The following is an 18,726-nucleotide window of genomic DNA, read 5'->3' as shown; positions in this document are numbered from 1 at the left end:
GCCTGAGCAGAGATCGACGACCTGTGCGATCAGTCGCGTCGGGTGGCGATCTCATCGGCCAATCTGGCGATGTCGCTCGGGGTCGCGCTCGCCGGCAACTGCTCGGCCGCCCGCGCGAAGTCGTAGGCGATCATCTCCAGCAGCCCGGCGTCATCCTCGCTCAATCCGCGCGTGATCGCGCGAAGGTTCGCCTCGATAAGGGCGAGGGCCCCGTCGTCAAACTGTCGGCCGAAGGCGTCCCGCAGGCGCGCGATGACCAAGTCGAGAGAAGGTGAGTCCATGGATCGAGAATAGCTTGAACAGGCAGGCGAGACTGCCCGATACAGCGGCAGGCGCATGCGACATAGACGTCAGCGCAGCGAGGGGTTCCTTTTGACCCCCGCCCGCGCCGTCCTGCGGCCCGCGGGGCCAGCTTCGATTGGGGGAAGATCATGCCGAGACGTCTTGAAGCGGTGCTGCAGGACGAAGCCGCGCCCTCCGCGGTTCGCGAGGTGCTGGGCGTGCTCGGTGAGGCCTGCGCCGAGATCAGTCGTCTCGTACGCAGCGCCGCCGTGGCTGGCCAGCTCGGCGCGGCGCAGACCGTGAACGTGCAGGACGAGGACCAGAAGGCCCTCGATATCCTCACCGACGAACTTCTGACCGCACGCCTTTCGGCATGTGCGCACGTCGCCGCTCTGGCGTCGGAGGAACAGGCCGAGGCGATCTCCACCGGCCGTACGGGAGGCTGCCTCGTCGCTTTCGATCCCCTCGATGGTTCGAGTAATGTGGACGTCAACGTCTCGGTGGGAACCATCTTCTCCCTGCGGCGGGCGCCGGACACCCGACCCGCGCATGCGGAAGATTTCCTTGGCGACGGAAGAAGCCAGTTGGCCGCCGGCTATGCCGTGTATGGCCCGCAATCGATGCTCGTCCTGAGCTTCGATGCGCGGGTGATGGCGTTCAGCCTCGATGAGCACGGCGCGTGGATCCTCACAGAGCCGTCCCTGCAGGTGCCGGCCGCGACGAAGGAATTTGCGATCAACATGTCAAACCGGCGGCATTGGCGCGCCCCTGTGGCCGCCTATATCGACGATTGCCTGGCCGGCCGCGAGGGGCCGCGCGGCAAGGACTTCAACATGCGCTGGGTGGGCTCGATGGTCGCCGATGTCCATCGCATTCTGATGCGGGGCGGCGTCTTCCTTTATCCGTGGGACGCGCGCGAGCCCGATCGGCCCGGCAAGCTGCGCATGCTCTACGAGGGCCATCCCATGGCCCTCCTCGTGGAGCGCGCCGGCGGTCGCGCAACGGACGGCGTCCGTCCGCTGCTCGACCGCACGCCGCCGAGCCTGCATGCCCGAACCGCCATCGTGCTGGGCTCAGCCGAAGAGGTCGAACGCGTTCGCGACGTGGGTTGACGCATCGCGATCCTTCCCGTGCCCTCTTCCTGCGCGCTCTGTGAACGCGCAGCTGGCGCGACGGGCGACGCGACGCGCATGCAGCCTGGTCCGGGCGCCCCGCAGGGCGCCTTGGAGCGCCGGCTCGGCTTGCCTTTCGGCTGATCTCTGGCCTTTCGGCGGGATGTCGAGCGGCTGACGCCGTCCGACATCCCTCGGGCTGGGCTTGATCGCCAGCGACGCGGCGCCGAGGCGTTTCACGCATCCAGCCTGGCCAGCAGCTTACTCAATTTGAGCGTTGCGGCACCCCGACCCAGTTGCCTCAGAGGCAACCATTCACTACCAGACTTCAACTCAGGCTTGGCCGTAGCGCAGGGCCGTGGTGGAAGTAAACGTATGATCGACGACCGGGTGAGCCTGCTTGCATCAGCACTCCCCGCACTTCCCGCGTTCATTTTCACCATTTTGTTGATGATTGCCTTCATACCCGCGGCGCGTGCGTTCGGGCTTGTCGACAGACCCGACGGGAGCCGCAAGCTGCACGTGCGGCCGGTGCCGGTCGTCGGCGGCTTCGCCATCGCCGCCGCAGCCGCGTCCGTGTCGCTGGCGCTCGGCCAATCAGCTCTTGGTCTCACCCTGGGGGCGGCCCTGCTGCTCGTCGCCGGCATGCTCGACGACAAGCTTGATCTCTCCTGGAAGCTTCGGTTTCCGATCCAGGCCGCCGCAGCGGCTCTGATGATCGTCGGCGACCAGCTGACGGTGACCAGCATCGGACCCATCTTCAACCTGCCGGACACCCCGTTAGGCCCCCTCGCCTTTCCCCTGACCCTGCTGGGCGTGGTCGCGCTCATCAACGCCGTGAACATGACTGACGGGATCGATGGACTGGCCGGCGGCCTGGGCGCCGGCGCACTGCTGATGTTCATGATCGCCGCCGCTGCGAACGGCAACGCCGCGCTTGTGGTCGTGCTGGGCCCGCCGCTGGGCGCGGTCTCCGGATTTCTGATGTGGAACCTGCGCTCGCCCTGGATGAAACAGGCGAGGGTGTACCTCGGCAATTCCGGAAGCGAGTTCTTGGGTCTGCTGCTGGCTTGGGCTGCGCTCAACCTGACGCACAGCCCCGCCCATCCCGTAAGCCTGTTGCTCGTGCCCTTCTGCCTCGCCCCCGCCCTGGCCGACAGCATCGTGGTCATGCTTCGGCGCGCCGCAAACGGCGCGAACCCCTTTCGCGGGGATCGTGACCACCTGCATCACCTGCTGCTTGACGCCGGGTTCGGGGTCTCGACGGTCGTCGGCCTTCTCTGCGGCGGCTCGCTGCTTCTGGGCGCCATCGCCGGCGCGCTGCTGGCGCTGGGGGCCCCCCAAGCTTGGCTAGGGATCGGCTTCCTGGTGCTGGTGGCGGCCCAGTTGGTAATAACCTTCGATCGCAAGCTCGCCGTTCGACGGCTCGCGCAGCTGCGTCACGCCCGCTTCAGGACGGCCTGAGCTCCCGCGAACGCCTTCAATGTTTGGCTGAGGCCGCGCCTCGGAGATCCGGTGGACGATCCCCACGCCGCGCGGGCTGCGGCATGATCGCTGGGCCGGCCAGGGGCGCAGCCTGCGTCGCGCTCCGCACTGTGACGAAGTACATGGCCAGGGCGGCGCAAACGGCGAGTTCGCCGGGCGCATAGACGACCGGATAGATCCAGGAGGTCAGCAGGATGTAGACGACGTAGTCGAGCAAGGCGCGGTCCATGGCATGCTCCGAGCTCTGGAGCATGGCGCAGAGGCGCAGCGTCGCAAGGCATAGACCCGCGATCAGCAGCGCCCCGACAAGACCGAATTCGAAGATTACCCCGAGCCAGCCGAGATCGACCACGAAGAAGTAGGTGGTCTGCAGGATTTCCGCCATGCCGATGTCGCCGACCCGCGTGAGATTGCCCACGCCCGTCACCCATCGCCAGGGCTCAGCGTTAAGGAAATCCACCGCCGCCTTGGCCTCCGCCTGCCGCGCGGTCAAGGAGCCCCCGAGCCGAGCCGCGAACTCGGCGCTGCCCAGGTAGACGAGGAGCGACGGCGCCGCCAACGCGCCCGCCAGGACGAGCGAGAGCACCGCGGCCCACCGCCAGCGGCCAAGGCTGAGCGCGGCGCCGATCAATACCGCGCCGCCGGCCGCAGCGATGGACATCCGCGCCTTGTAGATCATCATCAGCAGCAGGAAGCCGAGGATGAGAAGAGCCGCCGGCCAGAGACGACGACGCAGCCAGATGTGGCGATTGAGGGTGAACAGCAGGAGCAATCCGAAGAACATCGGCAGGTTGATCCGCGGTCCACGCTCTGGGTCCCACAACAGGATCTTGGCCTCGATCGTGTTGGCCTGATAGGCGCTGGCCGGCAGCGTCACCCAAAGACCGACGAGGAGCAGGAAGGTGGCGGCGCCGAGAACGAGCACCATGCGGCGCAGGTCGTCGGGCGATGGCCTCAGCCAGGCCAGCAGCGCCGGCAGGCTGAACAGATAGGCGAAGGCCCACACCTTCACCGTGGAAGCCACCGCCCCAGGAAGGGTGTTATTAAGCACGATCTGGCTCATCCAAGGCGTGACGCCGTAGATCCAGACGAAGGTCACGAGCGCGAGGGCCCGGCCGGGAAACGTCACCCGCGCAAGACCGATCAGGGTGAGCGGCAGGGTCACGAGCGGCCAGCCCTTGGAGAGGGCGTAGAGCAGTGGAAGCTCGATCGTATACTGGAAGCTCTGCGCGAACAGGGGCAGCACCGCCAGAACGATGACGCCGGCCAACCGGCCGCTGCCGGAGATCGCCGAGCTGGAACGCCCCGCCGTCGGCGCCGCGGAGCGCGGAATCATCCGGCGGCGCCGCGCCTTGGCCAACGCGCTTGCGCCGCGACGATTAGGACGGGCAGAGATTCCACGAACACCCGGCGGGCATGACCGCGGGGATCGGCGATCAGCCGATGCAGCCATTCCAGCCCAGCGCGCCGCCAGGCGGGCGGCGCGCGGCGCCTCAGGTCGACCAGGAATTCGATCGCTGCGCCGACGCACAGGCCGACGCCGCCTGCGTCGCCCCGCGCCGCCACGCGCTCAGCGATCATCTCGGCCTGCGGCATGCCGCAGATGAGGAACACATAGTCAGCCGGCGCCTCACAGACGAACCGCGCCGCGGCGTCGAGCGCCGCATCGTCCTCGTAGAGGCCCATGGGTGGATCGAGGCGGCGCAGGTCCCGGACGCCGAAGCGCCGCCGCAACCTCGCCTCGAGCTCCGCCGAGCCGCCCACAAGCACCAAGGACGAAGCGGGCGTGATCGACCTCTCGAACAGCCGGGCCACGAGATCGCTGCCGGTGACGGTCGGCAGGCGAAAGCCGAACCACTCTCGCGCCAAAAGTTCGACGATGCGGCTGTCGTTGAGGCTGAGCCACGCGGTCTCGAAGGCGGTCCGGGCGCGGGCGTCGCCGCGATGCGCTCGGACAATCCATTTCGAGTTCGGCGTGACCACATAGCGGAACGCCCGCTCACGGCGGGCGGCCGCAGCGACCTGAGCGGCCGCCGTGTCGAGATCCAGGACGTCATACCGGACGCCGAGAAAGGTGCGGGCGAACGGCGTCACGGCGTGTAGCCACCCCCGGTCGTGCGCGTCAGGTTGATCGAGCGGCCGAACGGCAAGGTGCGATTGATGTACTGTTCCACCCAGAGGTTGATCTCGGCGATGCGGCTCCGGGGCACGAAGATGAGGTCCTCCGAGCGCAGTTCGATATTTTCGCCGGCGGCGCCGCGAGATACGAACCCTCGCAGATCGACGGTCCTGAGGCTGGGCCGGCCGTCGGCGCCGACGCGCAGGACCACCACCTCATTCATCCGGCTCTCGGGCTCGAGGCCGCCCGCCAGCATCACCGCCTCGAGCACCGTCGCTCGCGGCGGGATCGGATAGACCCCCGGCTTCTGCACCGCGCCGCCCACCACGATGCGGGCCGCGCGCGCCTCGGCGAGGCTGACGACCAGTTCGGGATTGATGAGATTGCGTGCGGCGGCGGCGACCAGCGCCGTTTCGAGCTCGTCGACTCGCAGGCCCTGGGCCCGGACCCGGCCGGTCACAGCACTCGCGACAAAGCCGTCCGGAGCCACGAGCAGTTCGCCATTGTTCTCCGGGGTGAGCCGATACTCCACCTTCAGTCGGTCGCCGGCCCCCAGGCGATATTCAGGGGCCTCGACGCTCCAGGACGCAAAACCCGCCGGGTTTTGCTCGATCGCCCGGATCGATTGGGTGGTGGAGCAGGCGACAAGAAGCACCGCCGACACCGGCGCCAGACAGGCGGCCGCGCGACGGGCGCGGGTCCGAAGCGTCAGATCCATCGGTAGAGCCATGACGGGATGTGGAAGCGGCGGTCCAAGAATACGAGGCCGAGGAACACGCCGCCGGCGCCTTCCACGATCTCCTTGAGACGTCGGGCGCTCAGCACCCTTGTCGATTCCGCCCGCAGCACGAGCAGGTGGGCGTCCGCCAGGGGATAGAAGCGGCGGGCGCCGTAATCGCCGAATGCGGCGGGCGAGACCACCACCAAGGTCTCGAAGTGCTCCTTGAGGCGGGTGAGCATCTCCTGGACGTTCTCGGTCGGGCGGATGGGATCGATCAAGGCTGCGGCCGGCGAATTGTTGTCCTGCGCCAGCATCCAGAGCGGCCGACCACGCAACTTCAGCACCTGCCAAACCGCCCCCGCCAGGACAATCTCGGCGCTGGCCTCGGCGTCGTTCACCGAAGCGGCGAAGGCGCCGCCCTCCAGGTCGATCAACAGCGTGCGACGTCCCCAGCCGTCGGCGAACTGACGAACCAGGCCGATCGCCGCGGCGGTCGCCGCAGGGGGGTCGGCAGGGCTGGAGATCTGCAGGACCTGCAGGTCGCGGCGGCCGTCCGCGAGCGCCGCCCCGAGATCGCGCAGATCCGGCGGGTCGAACGGCGGCTCCAGCGCGGCGCGTGGGGCGTCGGCGATCACGGGCAGCCCAAGCGCGCGCTCAGCCTCGACGGGATCGATGAACTCCTGCCGCATGACGGTGGCCACGAGAGTCGCGACGCCGGCCGCCAGCAGTCCGACGACGAAGCCGCCCAGGGCCAGCACCAAGGCCGAGCTCGGACGGCGTCGAACCGTGGTGGGCGGCTGCACCATCCGCAATGTGGCCTGGCGCGTCGCCACCGCGTCGTTCTGCAGCTTCGCGCTCGCTTGCTCTAGGGAAAGCTGCTTGTAGACGCCCTCGAGAACGTCCCTCTGCCGCAACAGGCCGCGCAACGTGTCCTGCGCCTGCCGGATCGTCTGGGTGCGCGCGCGCAGGCGGTGGGTCTGGTCGGAGAGATCGGCGATCTGTTGGCTCAGGCCGGCCCGCTCGATGCTCAGCGCCGAGACGCGGCTGTTCAGCTGGTCGAGATCAGGGTTGCGCACCTGTTTCTGCGTGAGGGTGTCGGTGCGGGCGTTATTGCGGATTTGCTGTTCGACCACGGCGATCTTGGCGTCCAGCTCCCGGATCGCGGGCCAAGTCGGCTGGTACTGTGCAGCCAGGTGCGCGCGCTCCTGCTTCAACTTCAGCAGCGTGTTGCGGGCCTCGTCGTTGGGGCGGGCGTTGGAGCTCTCGCGGCTCTCGAACACCTGGCCCGGGGCTCGGTTCAGCCGGGCCCGGGTGGTGGCAAGCTCGCCGTCGACAGCTCGGGCTCGCTCGCGGGCTTGATCCAGCCGCTGGCTGAGCGCGTCAGCGCGGGTGGTGAGCAGCGCGACATCTTGGTCGATGTCGATGACGTCAAAGCGGGCTTCGGCCGCCTTGATACGCGTCTCGGTCTCACTGAGCAGTCGTTGATACCGGCGGACCTCCTTCTCCTGAAGCTCGGCCGCGGCGTTGGCGTAAATCCGGCGACGCTGCTCCATGTAGGCGTCGAGCACGGCGCTCAGCCCCCTCACCGCCATCGCATCCGACTCGTCGGCGAGCTTCACCCGGATCAGGTTGCTGTCCGGCTGGGTCTCCACGCCGAGCCGAGCCCGCAGATCGGCCGCCGCGCGCACCCTTTTGGACTCCCGAGCCTGCGCCAAGTCGGGATCGAGCTTGAGCGCCGCAGCTTGCAGCACGGGCTCGCTGCGCAGGATTTCGACGTCCGAGCGGACCGTGCGCTGCAGCGCCGGCGTCAGCCCAGCGGAGCCGAGCAAATTCTCCGTGAGCGTTTCGGGACTGGCGGTGACCATCAGCACCGCCTCGGCGCCATGACGGCGAACGGCGATCAACGCAGCGCACAGCCCGAGCGCCAGGCCAAGAACCAGGCAGAGCCGGATCAGCCGTGCGTTGTAGAAGACCTGGACGAGGACATCTCTCAGGTTTGGCGCAGTCCACGTCGGTCCGTCGCCCGGCGCGGAGCGCAGGCCGATGTCTACAACCGGCGGTTTTGCCAGCGCCCCCGCAAGCATTTTGTCAGATACACATAGTTGAGCAGCCCCCCGAGGCCGCGACCTCTTGGCCGCTCTACTACACCTCAGGTCTTAACGAAAACATCCCGTCGCGCCGCAATGTCGCAGTCCGCGTCTGCACGACAGGCAACATTTACTTGTGGGGGTCGCCGCGGGAGGGTTGCTCGGAAACCTCAGCTTAACTAGATTGAAGTAGAAGACGGGCGTCGTGACGCCAGGGGCGGGTGTTTGAATCAGGCTGGAGCGGATTTGGGCGAGCAAGCGCCCGAGCGGCGCTTGTGGCGGCTCGACCGCGACTGGGCGTCCGGCCTGCGCGCGCGGCTCGAGCAGTTTGTCGAACAGGTGCTGGGCATCCGCCCCCGGCGCCCGCCTGTCCCGCCGCGTCTGGATGCGCCTGCGCCGCCAAGCCTTCTCTGTCAGCTGCGGGTTCAGCTCGATACGCCAGCTGGCCAAGACGCCTTCCGCGAGTGGTTGCTCTCGGGCGCTGCGGCGGTTGGCGCCCGCGCTCACAGCCCCGACCTTGCAAGCCTCAGCGCCTCCGCCGCCATCATGGCGGAGGTCGAGGGCGGCGCGCCGGCGGGGAGGCCGGCGGAGCCGTCCTCCGCGGACCGCGAGCCTCAGCCGCCAGGCGGAGTCGCCGCCACGAGCGCGGGATCGACAGACCCGGGCCTGGCGCAGGCGCACGAGGCGGCCTTGCCGAGCCCGCCGCCGCCCTCGCGGTCCGCCTTTATGCGACGGTTGCTTCGCGAACCCCGTGAAGCGGCCCCTACTCCAGCCTCGGCCCCGACAGCCGGGTCGGCAGGCGCCGCGCTGGAGGCGCAGATCCCCGGGCGCGCTGCGCCGGCCAGCCAGGCCGCCGCCGGGATCGATGCGGCTGACCTATCGCTCGCCGCGCCGGCGGACCTCGAAGCGAAGATGTCAGGGGCCGCGCTGCGGTGGCCCGACGTCACGAACGGTGGCGACGCTGACACGGCGCCGCCGCCCATCCAGCCAGGCTTGGCGCGAGCCCTGCGGCGGCCCGCCCGTGCGAAGGCGTCGCGCCAGCCAAGGTCGATGCCGGCGCCGTTCTCCACCGAGCCGACCGGAACGTCGGACCGGCCTGGATCCGCGCCTGCGCCGACCTGCGCCGCAGCGTCAGCGGCCCAGGACGAGGCCCGCCTGATCCGCCCTCCAGCCGCCGCGCTCGCTGACAGCGATGATCGAAGCGAAGCTGTTCCCCAGACGTCGACCGCTGAGCGTGCGCCGACCCAAGCCCGCCTGCGGGTTCGCCGGGCGGCCAGGACGCCGGGCGACGATGGGCCCGCGGCGGATATTGAGCGGACGACGGACGCGACACCGAGGGATGCGCCCGCCGCGAAGAGCCTCAATGGCGCCGCGACCTCGTTAAGCGAGACCGTGGCTGACCTCCAGCTGTCACCTCTTCCAGACGCCCGGGCTTCGGCGAACGCTGTTGATCCTCAAGAGGACACGGACGCGCCGGCCGCTGCGGACGCAGCCCGAGCGGCTGACATGCCGGTGCTTCGTCCGATGGCGGTCGGCGAGGCTTGCACCGAGCTCCAGATCGAGACCGCGCACACAGCCGCCCCGACCTTTGCCGTTTGCCGGGTGCGCGTCCTGCAGCGACCTTGGCGCCTGACCGACGGGCTCACGGTGCCGGCGGCGGCCTTCCTGCCGTTGCCCGCGAAGCCGCCGGTCGAGCGGGAGGACCAGGCGTCGCCCGCGGCGGACGCGGGCTCCGCCGCCTCCGGCCCGATGCGCCGATCGCTCGCGCCCGTCGCGTCGGGCGCAGCGTCCGAGAGCGCGCTCTGCGCGATCTTCCGGCGCTTGGCCGATGTGAGCGGCCCGACGCGACGGCTGGAGATGCGGCGTCCTGATCTTGGCGTGATCGCCGCGCGCAGCACCGCGCCCACGCTGCAGATGCCCCGGGCTCGCCGGGCCAGCGCGCGGCATGTGGACGTCGGCAGCCAGGGACTTCGCGTGCGCCGTGGATTGGTGGCGACGGACCCGTTGCGCCGCGCGGCGCTGCGTCCCATTCTCGAGCAGCGCGTCCGCGAACGTCAGCCGCCGCCGCACGCGCAACTTCACTAGCGCTCGCGGCGCCCGACGTGACGGCCTGCCCGCAAGCTCGCGTTCGGCGCACGGGGAGCCCTTGCCTCCGGAACAGCCGCGGCGGCCGATGAGCCGGCTTGAGCAGATTGTCGCCGCAGCATCGCGGCTGGTTTCAGGCGTGGGCGTCCGGGGCCTGGAGGTCGCCTGCAAATTCGGTCTGTTCGCCTTGGCCGCCCATCGACTGGGGCCGGCGGCGCTCGGCATCTTCTTTCTCTGCCTTACAGTGCAGTCGCTGGTCTCAACCGCCGGCCGTTTGGGCCTCGAGCGCCCCACGGCCCGCCATCTCGCCGCCGACCTGGCGCTGGCGCGCCCCGACCTCGCTCGCCGGACCTTGGTCCAGGCTCTTGGTCTCGCCCTGGCCTGCGGGGTCTGCTGCGGCCTTGTCCTCTACGCCGCCGCCGAACCCCTCGCCGCGGCGTTGCGCCAGCCCGATGTGGCGCGGCCGCTCGGGATCACGGCGATGAGCCTGCCCTTCCATCTCGTCACGGTGGTCGGCGGCTACGTCCTGATCGGCCTTGACCGCGGCGGCTGGGGCCAGTTCCTGATGAACGCTCTGCCACCGCTCCTGATGCTGGCGGCCTTGGCCGTGGCCGCCGCGCTCCCCGGCGGGGCGTCCGTTGAGCTGCTGCTGTGGTCGATCGTCGGGGCGCAGGTCATCGCCGCGGCGTGGACCCTCGGGGCCGCAGCCGGGCGCTGGCGGAGCGCGCGCGCCGCAGCCGCGCGGCGGACGGCGGAGACCCTCGACAGCGAGCCGCTTCCGAGCCTGCTCAAGGCCGCTCGCAGCTTCTACCCCGTTGAGCTCGTCTCGGCGGTGTTGGCGTCGCTTCCGGGGTTGGCCCTCGCGCCGCATGTCTCCGCCGCCGTGCTCGGAGGCTTCAGCGTCGCCCTGCGGCTCGCCATGCTCACCACCAACGTCGTCACCAGCTTGGGCTACATGGTCGCGGCGCGGATCGCCGCCGATCATCGCCGAGGGGCATACGCCGATATACGGCGGGACATGCGACAGGTTCGGCGGGCGGCGCTCGCGCTCTGCGCGCCGCCAATCCTGGTGATGCTGCTTGCGCCGGGGCCGCTGCTCGGCCTCTTCAACGCCGACATGCCCGAGGCCCGGCTCGCGGTGCAGATCATGGCGCTGGCGCAGCTCGCCGTTGCGTTCTGCGCCGGAAGCGACGTGCTGCTGGCGATGAGCGGCCACGGCCGAACGCTCATGGGGTTGAGCCTTGCACAGTTGGCGCTGTGTGTCCTGGGGGCCCTGCTGCTGATCCCCGCAGCCGGCGCTGCGGGCGCAGCCCTGACCACGGCCGCCGCGTGGATCGCCGCCGCAGTCGGCCAACAGGCGCTTGCCCGGCGGCGCACCCCGGAGATCTTCGCCAACGGCTGATCGCCGGCCTGGACGCCTCAGGCGGACAGCAGGTCGGCCACGTGCTCTCCGATGGCGAGCGAAGCCGTAAGGCCCGGCGACTCCACGCCGAAAAGGTTTACGAGCCCGGGCATTCCATGATCAGCGGGTCCAGAGATCTCAAAGTCCCGATCGGCCCCCGATCCTGACAGCTTCGGTCGGACGCCAGCGTAGCCGGGCTGGAGGCCCGCGTCGGGGAGCGCCGGCCAGTAAGCGCGAACAGCGCCATAGAACCGCTGCGCGCGCCGGGGATCGACGTCATAGGTGGGAACATCCACCCACTCGACGTCTGGGCCGAAACGCGCACCACCGCCTAGGTCTAGGGTGAGGTGGACGCCCAGGCCCCCGGGCTCCGGCAGCGGGTAGATCAGATGACCGAACGGCGAGCGGCCCTGAAGCACGAAGTAGCTGCCCTTGGCGTAGTACAGCGGCGGCCTGTGCTCCGCCGGCAGGCCTTCGGTTCTCGACGCCAGCGCCTGAGCGCCAAGCCCCGCCGCGTTGACCACCATCCTGGCGCACGCGACCGGCTGGCTCTCGCCTTCGATGAGAAGGCCCCAGCCGTTCGGCTCCCGAACAAGCCCGGTCACGTTGACGCCTAAGGCCAGCTCCGCGCCGCGGGACGCCGCGTCCCCAAGCAAGGCCAACATATCGGCATGGGTATCGAAAATTCCCGTCGCCGTCGACAACAGCGCCGCTTGCGCGCGCAGCGCGGGCTCCAGACGTTGCGCCTCGCGCTCGTCGAGCAGCTGCAGCCCTTCCACGCCATTGGCCCGCGCCCGGGCCGCCACGCCGTCGAGAGCCGCTACCTGATCGGGTTCGGTGGCGACGATCAGCTTCCCGCAGCGACGGTGGGCCACGCCATGCCGTTCGCAGAAGGCGTAGAGCGCTCGGCGGCCGGCGACGCAGAGCCGCGCCTTGAGGCTGCCTTGCGGATAGTAGATGCCGGCGTGGATCACCTCGCTGTTGCGTGAGCTGATGCCGGAGCCGATGGCCTGAGCCGCCTCCAACACCATCACCTGTCGGCCCGCAAGCGACAGCGCGCGCGCCGCCGCCAAGCCGACCGCGCCAGCGCCCACCACGACAACATCCAACTCCATCTTGGCAGTCTAGCCTATCGGCCGCATGAGGACAGCGCGCAGCTCGGGCGAAGGCGAGGTGCCGAGGCGGCCCTTCGGGCTGCGCCAGGCTCATGACCGGAACTGGCGGCGCGCGAGACAGTCGTTCAACGCGAGGCGCCTAAGGTCGCGCCTGGAGGGGCTCGCGAGATGACGACCCGTGGAATCGACGCCCGTTTCGGTCGAGGTTGAGGCATTGTCGGGGGCGTTTCATGTAGGCTCGGCGGCGGCTAAGGGGTCTGGCGGGGGCGAACGATGTCAATGATCAAGCGTCAGCGCCTCAAGGCCAAGATCTACGAAGACCAGGCTGAAAAGCTGCCGCCAGGTACGGCCCGCGATCAACTTCTTCGGCTTGCGGCCGAGGCCCGCGCCACGGCTGTGGAACACGATCTGCAAGAACAACTTTGGACGCGGCTCGATCGCGCCGATCCTGAGACGGAATGAGCCTTGCGAGTGCGGCGCGCGGGTGACCGAGCGGGCGAGAGGCTCGAGGATCGAACGTCGCCGCTCTGATCGGCCCCGGCGCGACCGAGCCGCCTGTCTGCCGCTCAAAGCCGCATGAAGACGCCGACCGGGCCCACGACGGCCTCCCCCAAAGCTCGGATCGTCGGTGATGAAGCGCAATGATGCTGCGGCGCCGATCATTGGCGGCGGCTGTGGCGCGCAGAGACTGGGGCGGCCTCACAGGCGCGAGGCTGGGCTGACCCACGCTGGGTCAGCCCCACCGGTCTTCCAGGGACAGAGCCGTTGCGTCTCAGCGGCTGCGCACGCTGTGCCAAACGAGCGTCGGGCTCCGCATCCGCAAGGGGGCGCCCAACGCCAGCCCTCAGCAACCTCCCACAGCCTTGAGCGTTGCTCGGAGCAGTCACCTCCGCCACCGCATCGTCGAGCCGCGCCTTGCCATTCTGGTCAACGCAACTCCGGGCCCGCGCAAGGTCCGACCCTCGCGCCTCGAAGTTGCGGGGTCGCGGGGCCGTCGTGCGTCGAACCCTTCCCAAGCTCCGGGGCTACGCGATGGGTCTGACCGGTTCGACACGCGAGGCCGACGCCCTGGTGGCGGCCGCTCTGTCCCTCGCCCTGCACCGTCGCGCGACCGGGTCACAGTCGCTACCACCCCGCGCGCTCTTTCGTGCTGTACGCGACATCTATCTCGCCGCGGCCGCCGTTGAGGGGCCGCTGCACGAGGCGCCGTCTAACGCACGGGCCCACGACCTGCCCCCGGTTGGGCCCGCCGGTTGGCTGCAGACGCTGGCGCCGCTCTCCCGCGACGTGCTTCTGCTCTGGGCGGCCGGATGGTCCACAGCCGAGGGAGCGCGCATCAGCGGCTGCTCCCCCAGACTCTACCGGAGGCGGCTTGCCCGGGCCCGGGCTGAGGCGCGAGCCGCGGCCTAGCTTTGCTGTGGGCAGGCTCGCCTGCCGGATCAGATTTCCTGGTTGTAGGCGCCGACCTGGGACCGTTTCGCGAGGCGCGGCTTCACCTCCTCGCGGAACAGGCGGCGCATGTCGTCTTCCGATTGGGTGCTCTCCACGACCACCACCAGCTCGGGCTTGTTGGAGGAGGCGCGGACCAGCACCCACGAGCCGTCCTCCAGCGCCACGCGCACGCCGTTGACGGTGACCAGGTCGGTGATCTTTCGGCCCAGGATCGTGCCGCCGGCGTTGGCGAACTCGGTGTATTCGCGCACCACGTCGTCGACGACGCCGTACTTCTCCTCGTCGGCGCAATGCGGGCTCATGGTCAGCGAGGTGTAGGCGACAGGGAGGGCCTTCTTCAGGTCCGACAGCTTCCTGTCCGGGTTACGGTCCAGCATCGACAGGATGGCGGCGGCCGCCACCAGGCCGTCGTCGTAGCCGCGGCCGATCGGCGGGTTGAAGAAGAAGTGCCCGCTCTTCTCGAAGCCGGCCAGGGCGCCAAGTTCGGCGGTCTTGCGCTTGATATAGCTGTGGCCGGTCTTCCAATAGACGGTCTTGGCGCCGTTGGCCTTCAGCACTCCGTCGGTGGCGAACAGCCCGGTCGACTTCACGTCGACGATGAAGGTCGCGTCCTTGTGCAGGGCCGACAGGTCGCGCGCCAGCATCAGGCCGATCTTGTCGGCGAAGATCTCCTCGCCCTCGTCGTCGACCACGCCGCAGCGGTCGCCGTCGCCGTCGAAGCCCAGGGCCACGTCGGCGCCGTACCTGCGCACCGCGTCGGCCATGGCGTGCAGCATCACGCTGTCTTCCGGGTTCGGATTGTATTTCGGGAAGGTGAAGTCGAGATCGCAGTCCATCTCGATCACCGTCGCGACGCCCATGCGGCGCAGGGCCTCGGGCGCGAAGGCGCCCGCCGTGCCGTTGCCGCAGGCGGCGATCACCTTGAGCGGCCGCGTCAGGCTCGCCCGGCCGGCGACGTCGGCGATGTAGCGCTCGGCCACGCCGGGCACATGCTCGACCGACCCGCCGGGGCGCTGAACCCATTCGCCCTTCAGCACGATCTCCTTCAGCCGGCCCATCTCGTCGGGCCCGAAGGTCAGCGGCTTCTGGGCGCCCATCTTCACCCCGGTCCAGCCGTTCTCGTTGTGGCTGGCGGTCACCATCGCGACACACGGCGCGTCCAGGTCGAACTGGGCGAAATAGGCCATCGGCGAGACCGACAGGCCGATGTCCAGCACCTCGCAGCCCGCCGCCACCAGGCCGATGGTCAGGGCCTGCTTGATCGACAGCGAATAGGCGCGGAAGTCGTGGCCCACGACGATCCGCTTCTGCCCCAGTTCCTGGATGTAGGTCCCGAGGCCCAGGCCCAGCGCCTGGATGCCCAGGAGGTTGATCTCGGGCCCGAACAGCCATCGCGCGTCGTACTCGCGAAAGCCGGTCGCCTTCACCAGCGGCTGGATTTCGTACTCGAAGGTATTGGCGACGAGGTCGGCGCGAGGGGCAGGCAGCATCGGAACTCCGGCAAGGTGCACGACGGAAGCGCCGCGGCTCACAGGCTGCGGCGTGACTTCTTACGTCGCCGCCGTGGCCAAGGTCCATCACAGGGCGCCTGTTCGACCAACGATGATCGGCTCTTCAGCACTCGCACCCATCGGACAGCGCAAGATGGCGACCAGCGATCGCCTCGGACCGGATCGCTGAGCGCCGCCGCCCCTAGCCGGGCCGACGATCGACAGGCCGCAGGGACACCGCCCCAAGTCCGTTCTGACCTCTTGAGCAAGCGTGGCGCCCCTCTCCTCGCCGCTTGCGGCGGTCTGCATCGCCGTTACGGGGGCGGAGCGGCGGCCGTGCGTCGGAGGATCAAGGGTGGAGCCGCCTTCGCCTGCATCTTGCGATCTCGATGTCGCGAGCCGCACCCGCTGAAGACGTCGTTTGCCGCTGCCCGCTGTCGGAACCGCACCGAATTGCCGCATCGAGGTGCAACGCGCCGACATGTCCGCTCTTTGCGGAGCCTGGACTCCCAAAGGCATGGAGCCATCTTGGACCGTGGGACAAGTGTTGCCCGTGGGGCAAGATCCGGTCAGAGTGCGCCTCACGCCCTGCCGTCGTACGTCGCGGGGCGTTCGGGCGCTCCGGCCTGATCGGGGGACACTCTTGACCAAACGCAGCGGCGCCCCCGCGCCGACGCTCCAGGATGCCGATCGGCCGCACAATGGGGCTGAGGCCAATCCCGTCGTCTCCGGACCGCTCCAGCGCAATATGCGCGATCGCCCCTTCGCCCTCCGCTTGCAGAAGGCCTGTGACCAGAATTCCCAGGTCCCCGCCTACAATCACGGCCGTCAGGCCTGGGTGCGCCAGCAGCTGAATCAGCGTTTCGAGACCAGCGTCAGCAATGAGACCGTGAGCAAGTGGTTCACGGGGGTGGCGCGGCCGCGTCCGGACAAAATCCGGCTGCTCGCCAAACTGCTCGACGTCGACGAGGCCTGGCTTGCTCTTGGCGTCGAGCCGGACCTCGATCCGCGGGAACGCAAGATCCGCAACGCGATGGCGGACGGCGCCGTGAACGTCGTCGCCGGTTTCATCCAGATGACGGGTGGACATCCGGCGTTCCCGCAGGACGGCGAGCCGCGGGCGCGGGCTGGCGCGCGGATCGACCTCTACGCGATCATCAAAGGCGCGCACTATGCACTGCACGTGGCCTCCGCCCAGCAGGACGGGGACAGCTACCGCTTCGCGATCCCCTATGGCCACGAGGACTGCGTCGTCATCGGCGTTGTCCAACGGGCGCCGCTGCAATGCGATTTCCTCGAGCTGGCGCCGGATCTGGTGAACACCCACGGCTTGCGGCGAAGCGGGCATATCGAGGTCACCGTTCTTCCGCGTGGGGACGACTTCGTGACCGGAAGCGATGTGTGGCGCCGGATCACGACGTTCGGGGACCGCCTCTAGGTTCGCCCGCGAAGCTTCAGAACCCCGGTGGGAGGGCCGGGGTCGTGGGTGGAGCCCGTTTGCCGCCTTGAACGCCGCCTCGTAGGAGGTCGGTGACCCCTACAGCGCGGCGGTGCTGAGTTGGGGCAAAGGTATGCCGGCGCAGGTCGACCGCCCATGCGGTTGAGCCGTGGCGATCGGATTGCACGACGTGAGCTGCAGCGCCAGGTGAACCCGGTAGCGCTGGATGTGTTGAACGAGTGCGGCCAGCCCTCGGCCGCGCCACGGACGATCTGACCTCCGCCCCGGAGCCCAACTCCGGGGCTTTCTTTGTCTAAGCGCGACTTCCGCGAGCAGGCTCGCCGGCGAGGCAGGAAGCCGCTAAGTGGACTACAGACCGCGAACCCGACTTATCTCCTCAGCTCGGATCAGCTCTCGCCACCCCGCGGCGATCCGCTCGTAGCTCGCGCGTTCTTCGGCGGTCTTCGCCTGTGCAGCGAGGCGTTCATTCTCCGCAAGATTTCGGCGGAAGTCTTCGAGACGATCCATGATTTCTTCATCATCGAAGCGGGCTTGCCCCGCCACCCCGCGAAACTGCGTACGGTCAAGCTGCCTAAGGAGGCAGGTAGCTCAACCCATCGCCAACCCGCGATCAGCGGCCGGTGTGCGTTCTCGATCAAGGGGCCATGGCCGCGACGCGCTACTGCCAAGCTGATAGGGCATCTGCAGATGCCGGCAGTCATATACGTCGTCGAGGCAAGGGATCTGGAAGGCCGCGTAATCTCCGTCGACCGGTTTGCCCATCTCCGCATCCGTGAGGTCCGGCGTCTTGCGCGAAGCCGGCTTTGCAGCTGCGCGACCGTCCAGCTGCGCGGCAGCGACGGACGGGTTGAGCGCTTCGCGGGCGATCAGTCAGGCGTCGTCCGTCGTCGGGCGTTCAACAGCGTCGACTGATGCCGGGCGCCGCACGACGCCCTCGGCCATCAGGAGCCACGTCTCTGCGATCCTCAAGAGGGCTGCGCGAACTTCGATGTTCGTCTCCGCCGACGCATCTGCGGCGGCCCGTTTCGCTCGCTCTATGTAGGTTGACGCGTCTTCCATTCGTTCCCGCGTGGTGCGAAATGAAGTGTGGCTCGCCAGCCTAGCTCGTGGGCCCCCGGTCCTGGAGCCGGAGAGCACCCATAAGCTTGCTCTGGCGCGATAGCAGCGACACCACGGCCCTCCACGCTCCCAGCCACGAGATATGCGGAGCAAACATTCAAGCAGCTGGATCTCCCCGGCGCTGGTTCCCCCCTGAACATGAGTGAGCTCGCAGCGAACAGCCTTCGAATCGTAAAGCGGATGGGCACCTCAAGTAGCGCGGACAAAGGTGCGCAGACGGAAGAGTCTTGGCCGATGCGGCTCCATTTCGACGGCTCTGACGAGCCGTCTCGAATGCGCCCGCGATCGCTGGACTTGAGGGTCTTCGTCGCAGGGCGATCTCGCTGGCCCGAGGGCGTGCCGGCGCCCGTAACTCCGCGGCTGAGCCCGCTGGGCGCTCCGCGTCAGTCCGTCTGAGACCCACCGGTACGCGCGATTTCCTGGGCGACCGCCACAAGCGCCCGCCGTTGTTGCGGAGAAATCCGCACGAACGCGGCGGCGAGCGTGCGGCCGCCCGGCGTAGCGAAGAACATCTCCGCGAGCGGCCCACCGAAGTCAGGCGGGATAGACGCGGGTCGCGTGTCGCCGGTGAGCCTCAGGAAGTTGAGCAGTCGATCCGCCGGCGGGATCGCCTGACCGGCCTCATACTTGCCAATCATCTGTTGAGAGCAGCCTAGGCGGCTCGCCAAGTCCGCTTGTGACAGCTTGGCGGCCAGCCGTTGCAGGCGAAGACGTCGGCCGAGTTCCAGGGCGACGACACTGTGACTGGCTTTGGGAGCTTTGGGCATTCAGACCGCGCGACTCTGCTGGCGCATTCTC

Annotated in this window: 16 protein-coding genes; 8 read left to right on the top strand and 8 right to left on the bottom strand. The window is 68.8% G+C overall.

The window, feature by feature from the left end; all coding sequences use genetic code 11:
• Nucleotides 1-29: 29 nt before the first annotated feature.
• The gene (locus ACO2Q0_RS20905) at nucleotides 30-260 is read right to left on the bottom strand and encodes a hypothetical protein (RefSeq protein ID WP_423353455.1); all 231 of its coding nucleotides are present in this window, start codon (nucleotides 258-260) and stop codon (nucleotides 30-32) included.
• Between the two features lie 192 nt (nucleotides 261-452).
• Here ACO2Q0_RS20905 and ACO2Q0_RS20900 point away from each other — a divergent pair, with 192 nt between their 5' ends.
• Both ACO2Q0_RS20900 and ACO2Q0_RS20895 read left to right on the top strand, forming a co-directional pair.
• Nucleotides 453-1,394 carry a class 1 fructose-bisphosphatase gene (locus tag ACO2Q0_RS20900; protein WP_423353454.1) on the top strand — a complete coding sequence of 314 codons (942 nt, stop codon included), beginning with the start codon at nucleotides 453-455 and terminating at the stop codon, nucleotides 1,392-1,394.
• A gap of 375 nt (nucleotides 1,395-1,769) precedes the next feature.
• Nucleotides 1,770-2,858, top strand: coding sequence for a glycosyltransferase family 4 protein (locus ACO2Q0_RS20895; protein WP_423353453.1), 1,089 nt, complete (start codon nucleotides 1,770-1,772; stop codon nucleotides 2,856-2,858).
• Nucleotides 2,859-2,874: 16 nt separating this feature from the next.
• Here the strand turns inward: ACO2Q0_RS20895 and ACO2Q0_RS20890 are convergent, their stop codons facing one another.
• The 4 genes from ACO2Q0_RS20890 to ACO2Q0_RS20875 are packed head-to-tail and all read right to left on the bottom strand — an operon-like array spanning nucleotide 2,875 to nucleotide 7,623.
• Entirely contained in the window at nucleotides 2,875-4,215 is a 1,341-nt protein-coding gene (locus ACO2Q0_RS20890; protein ID WP_423353452.1) for a hypothetical protein, read from the bottom strand.
• Nucleotides 4,212-4,973 (bottom strand): WecB/TagA/CpsF family glycosyltransferase, encoded by a 762-nt coding sequence (locus ACO2Q0_RS20885; RefSeq protein ID WP_423353451.1) that lies wholly within the window; start codon nucleotides 4,971-4,973, stop codon nucleotides 4,212-4,214. Before ACO2Q0_RS20885 ends, ACO2Q0_RS20890 begins: the two co-directional genes overlap by 4 nt.
• Nucleotides 4,970-5,716 (bottom strand): polysaccharide biosynthesis/export family protein, encoded by a 747-nt coding sequence (locus tag ACO2Q0_RS20880; protein WP_423353450.1) that lies wholly within the window; start codon nucleotides 5,714-5,716, stop codon nucleotides 4,970-4,972. The genes ACO2Q0_RS20885 and ACO2Q0_RS20880 overlap by 4 nt, the downstream gene beginning before the upstream one ends.
• A complete protein-coding gene (locus ACO2Q0_RS20875) occupies nucleotides 5,707-7,623 on the bottom strand; it encodes a GumC family protein (protein ID WP_423353449.1) in 1,917 nt (638 codons plus the stop codon). The genes ACO2Q0_RS20880 and ACO2Q0_RS20875 overlap by 10 nt, the downstream gene beginning before the upstream one ends.
• Before the next feature lie 429 nt (nucleotides 7,624-8,052).
• Between ACO2Q0_RS20875 and ACO2Q0_RS20870 the strand changes: the two genes are divergently transcribed.
• The gene (locus ACO2Q0_RS20870) at nucleotides 8,053-9,891 is read left to right on the top strand and encodes a hypothetical protein (RefSeq protein WP_423353448.1); all 1,839 of its coding nucleotides are present in this window, start codon (nucleotides 8,053-8,055) and stop codon (nucleotides 9,889-9,891) included.
• Nucleotides 9,892-9,979: 88 nt separating this feature from the next.
• Nucleotides 9,980-11,293 carry a lipopolysaccharide biosynthesis protein gene (locus tag ACO2Q0_RS20865; protein ID WP_423353447.1) on the top strand — a complete coding sequence of 438 codons (1,314 nt, stop codon included), beginning with the start codon at nucleotides 9,980-9,982 and terminating at the stop codon, nucleotides 11,291-11,293.
• A 17-nt stretch (nucleotides 11,294-11,310) separates the two neighbouring features.
• Here ACO2Q0_RS20865 and ACO2Q0_RS20860 read toward each other — a convergent pair whose 3' ends face one another.
• Nucleotides 11,311-12,408 carry an NAD(P)/FAD-dependent oxidoreductase gene (locus tag ACO2Q0_RS20860; RefSeq protein ID WP_423353446.1) on the bottom strand — a complete coding sequence of 366 codons (1,098 nt, stop codon included), beginning with the start codon at nucleotides 12,406-12,408 and terminating at the stop codon, nucleotides 11,311-11,313.
• A 279-nt stretch (nucleotides 12,409-12,687) separates the two neighbouring features.
• Between ACO2Q0_RS20860 and ACO2Q0_RS20855 the strand changes: the two genes are divergently transcribed.
• Nucleotides 12,688-12,870, top strand: coding sequence for a hypothetical protein (locus ACO2Q0_RS20855; RefSeq protein ID WP_423353445.1), 183 nt, complete (start codon nucleotides 12,688-12,690; stop codon nucleotides 12,868-12,870).
• A gap of 534 nt (nucleotides 12,871-13,404) precedes the next feature.
• Nucleotides 13,405-13,818: a sigma factor-like helix-turn-helix DNA-binding protein gene (locus ACO2Q0_RS20850; RefSeq protein ID WP_423353444.1), complete on the top strand. Its 414-nt coding sequence runs from the start codon at nucleotides 13,405-13,407 to the stop codon at nucleotides 13,816-13,818.
• 29 nt (nucleotides 13,819-13,847) lie between these two features.
• Here the strand turns inward: ACO2Q0_RS20850 and ACO2Q0_RS20845 are convergent, their stop codons facing one another.
• Nucleotides 13,848-15,350 carry a phosphomannomutase/phosphoglucomutase gene (locus ACO2Q0_RS20845; protein WP_423353443.1) on the bottom strand — a complete coding sequence of 501 codons (1,503 nt, stop codon included), beginning with the start codon at nucleotides 15,348-15,350 and terminating at the stop codon, nucleotides 13,848-13,850.
• 643 nt (nucleotides 15,351-15,993) lie between these two features.
• Here ACO2Q0_RS20845 and ACO2Q0_RS20840 point away from each other — a divergent pair.
• Together ACO2Q0_RS20840 and ACO2Q0_RS20835 are read left to right on the top strand one after the other, a co-directional pair.
• Nucleotides 15,994-16,788: a helix-turn-helix domain-containing protein gene (locus tag ACO2Q0_RS20840; protein WP_423353442.1), complete on the top strand. Its 795-nt coding sequence runs from the start codon at nucleotides 15,994-15,996 to the stop codon at nucleotides 16,786-16,788.
• A gap of 309 nt (nucleotides 16,789-17,097) precedes the next feature.
• Nucleotides 17,098-17,721, top strand: a complete 624-nt coding sequence (locus tag ACO2Q0_RS20835) for a hypothetical protein (protein WP_423353441.1) — start codon at nucleotides 17,098-17,100, stop codon at nucleotides 17,719-17,721.
• Between the two features lie 590 nt (nucleotides 17,722-18,311).
• On the opposite strand, the gene ACO2Q0_RS20830 is transcribed toward ACO2Q0_RS20835, so the two are convergent.
• On the bottom strand, nucleotides 18,312-18,695 hold the full coding sequence (locus ACO2Q0_RS20830; RefSeq protein WP_423353440.1) for a helix-turn-helix domain-containing protein: 384 nt from the start codon (nucleotides 18,693-18,695) through the stop codon (nucleotides 18,312-18,314).
• Nucleotides 18,696-18,726: the final 31 nt, after the last annotated feature.

The organism is Phenylobacterium sp. VNQ135, from assembly GCF_049445735.1.
Lineage (GTDB): Bacteria > Pseudomonadota > Alphaproteobacteria > Caulobacterales > Caulobacteraceae > Phenylobacterium.
Note: the sequence above shows the minus strand (reverse complement) of the source record. Positions and strands in the feature narration are given on the sequence as shown.

Bases quoted from the DNA above. Each gene is read 5' to 3' on its own strand.
- ACO2Q0_RS20830 (WP_423353440.1), bottom strand. From the start codon at position 18,695: ATGCCCAAAGCTCCCAAAGCCAGTCACAGTGTCGTCGCCCTGGAACTC.
- ACO2Q0_RS20865 (WP_423353447.1), top strand. From the start codon at position 9,980: ATGAGCCGGCTTGAGCAGATTGTCGCCGCAGCATCGCGGCTGGTTTCA.
- ACO2Q0_RS20860 (WP_423353446.1), bottom strand. From the start codon at position 12,408: ATGGAGTTGGATGTTGTCGTGGTGGGCGCTGGCGCGGTCGGCTTGGCG.
- ACO2Q0_RS20895 (WP_423353453.1), top strand. From the start codon at position 1,770: ATGATCGACGACCGGGTGAGCCTGCTTGCATCAGCACTCCCCGCACTT.
- ACO2Q0_RS20890 (WP_423353452.1), bottom strand. From the start codon at position 4,215: ATGATTCCGCGCTCCGCGGCGCCGACGGCGGGGCGTTCCAGCTCGGCG.
- ACO2Q0_RS20880 (WP_423353450.1), bottom strand. From the start codon at position 5,716: ATGGATCTGACGCTTCGGACCCGCGCCCGTCGCGCGGCCGCCTGTCTG.
- ACO2Q0_RS20855 (WP_423353445.1), top strand. From the start codon at position 12,688: ATGATCAAGCGTCAGCGCCTCAAGGCCAAGATCTACGAAGACCAGGCT.
- ACO2Q0_RS20845 (WP_423353443.1), bottom strand. From the start codon at position 15,350: ATGCTGCCTGCCCCTCGCGCCGACCTCGTCGCCAATACCTTCGAGTAC.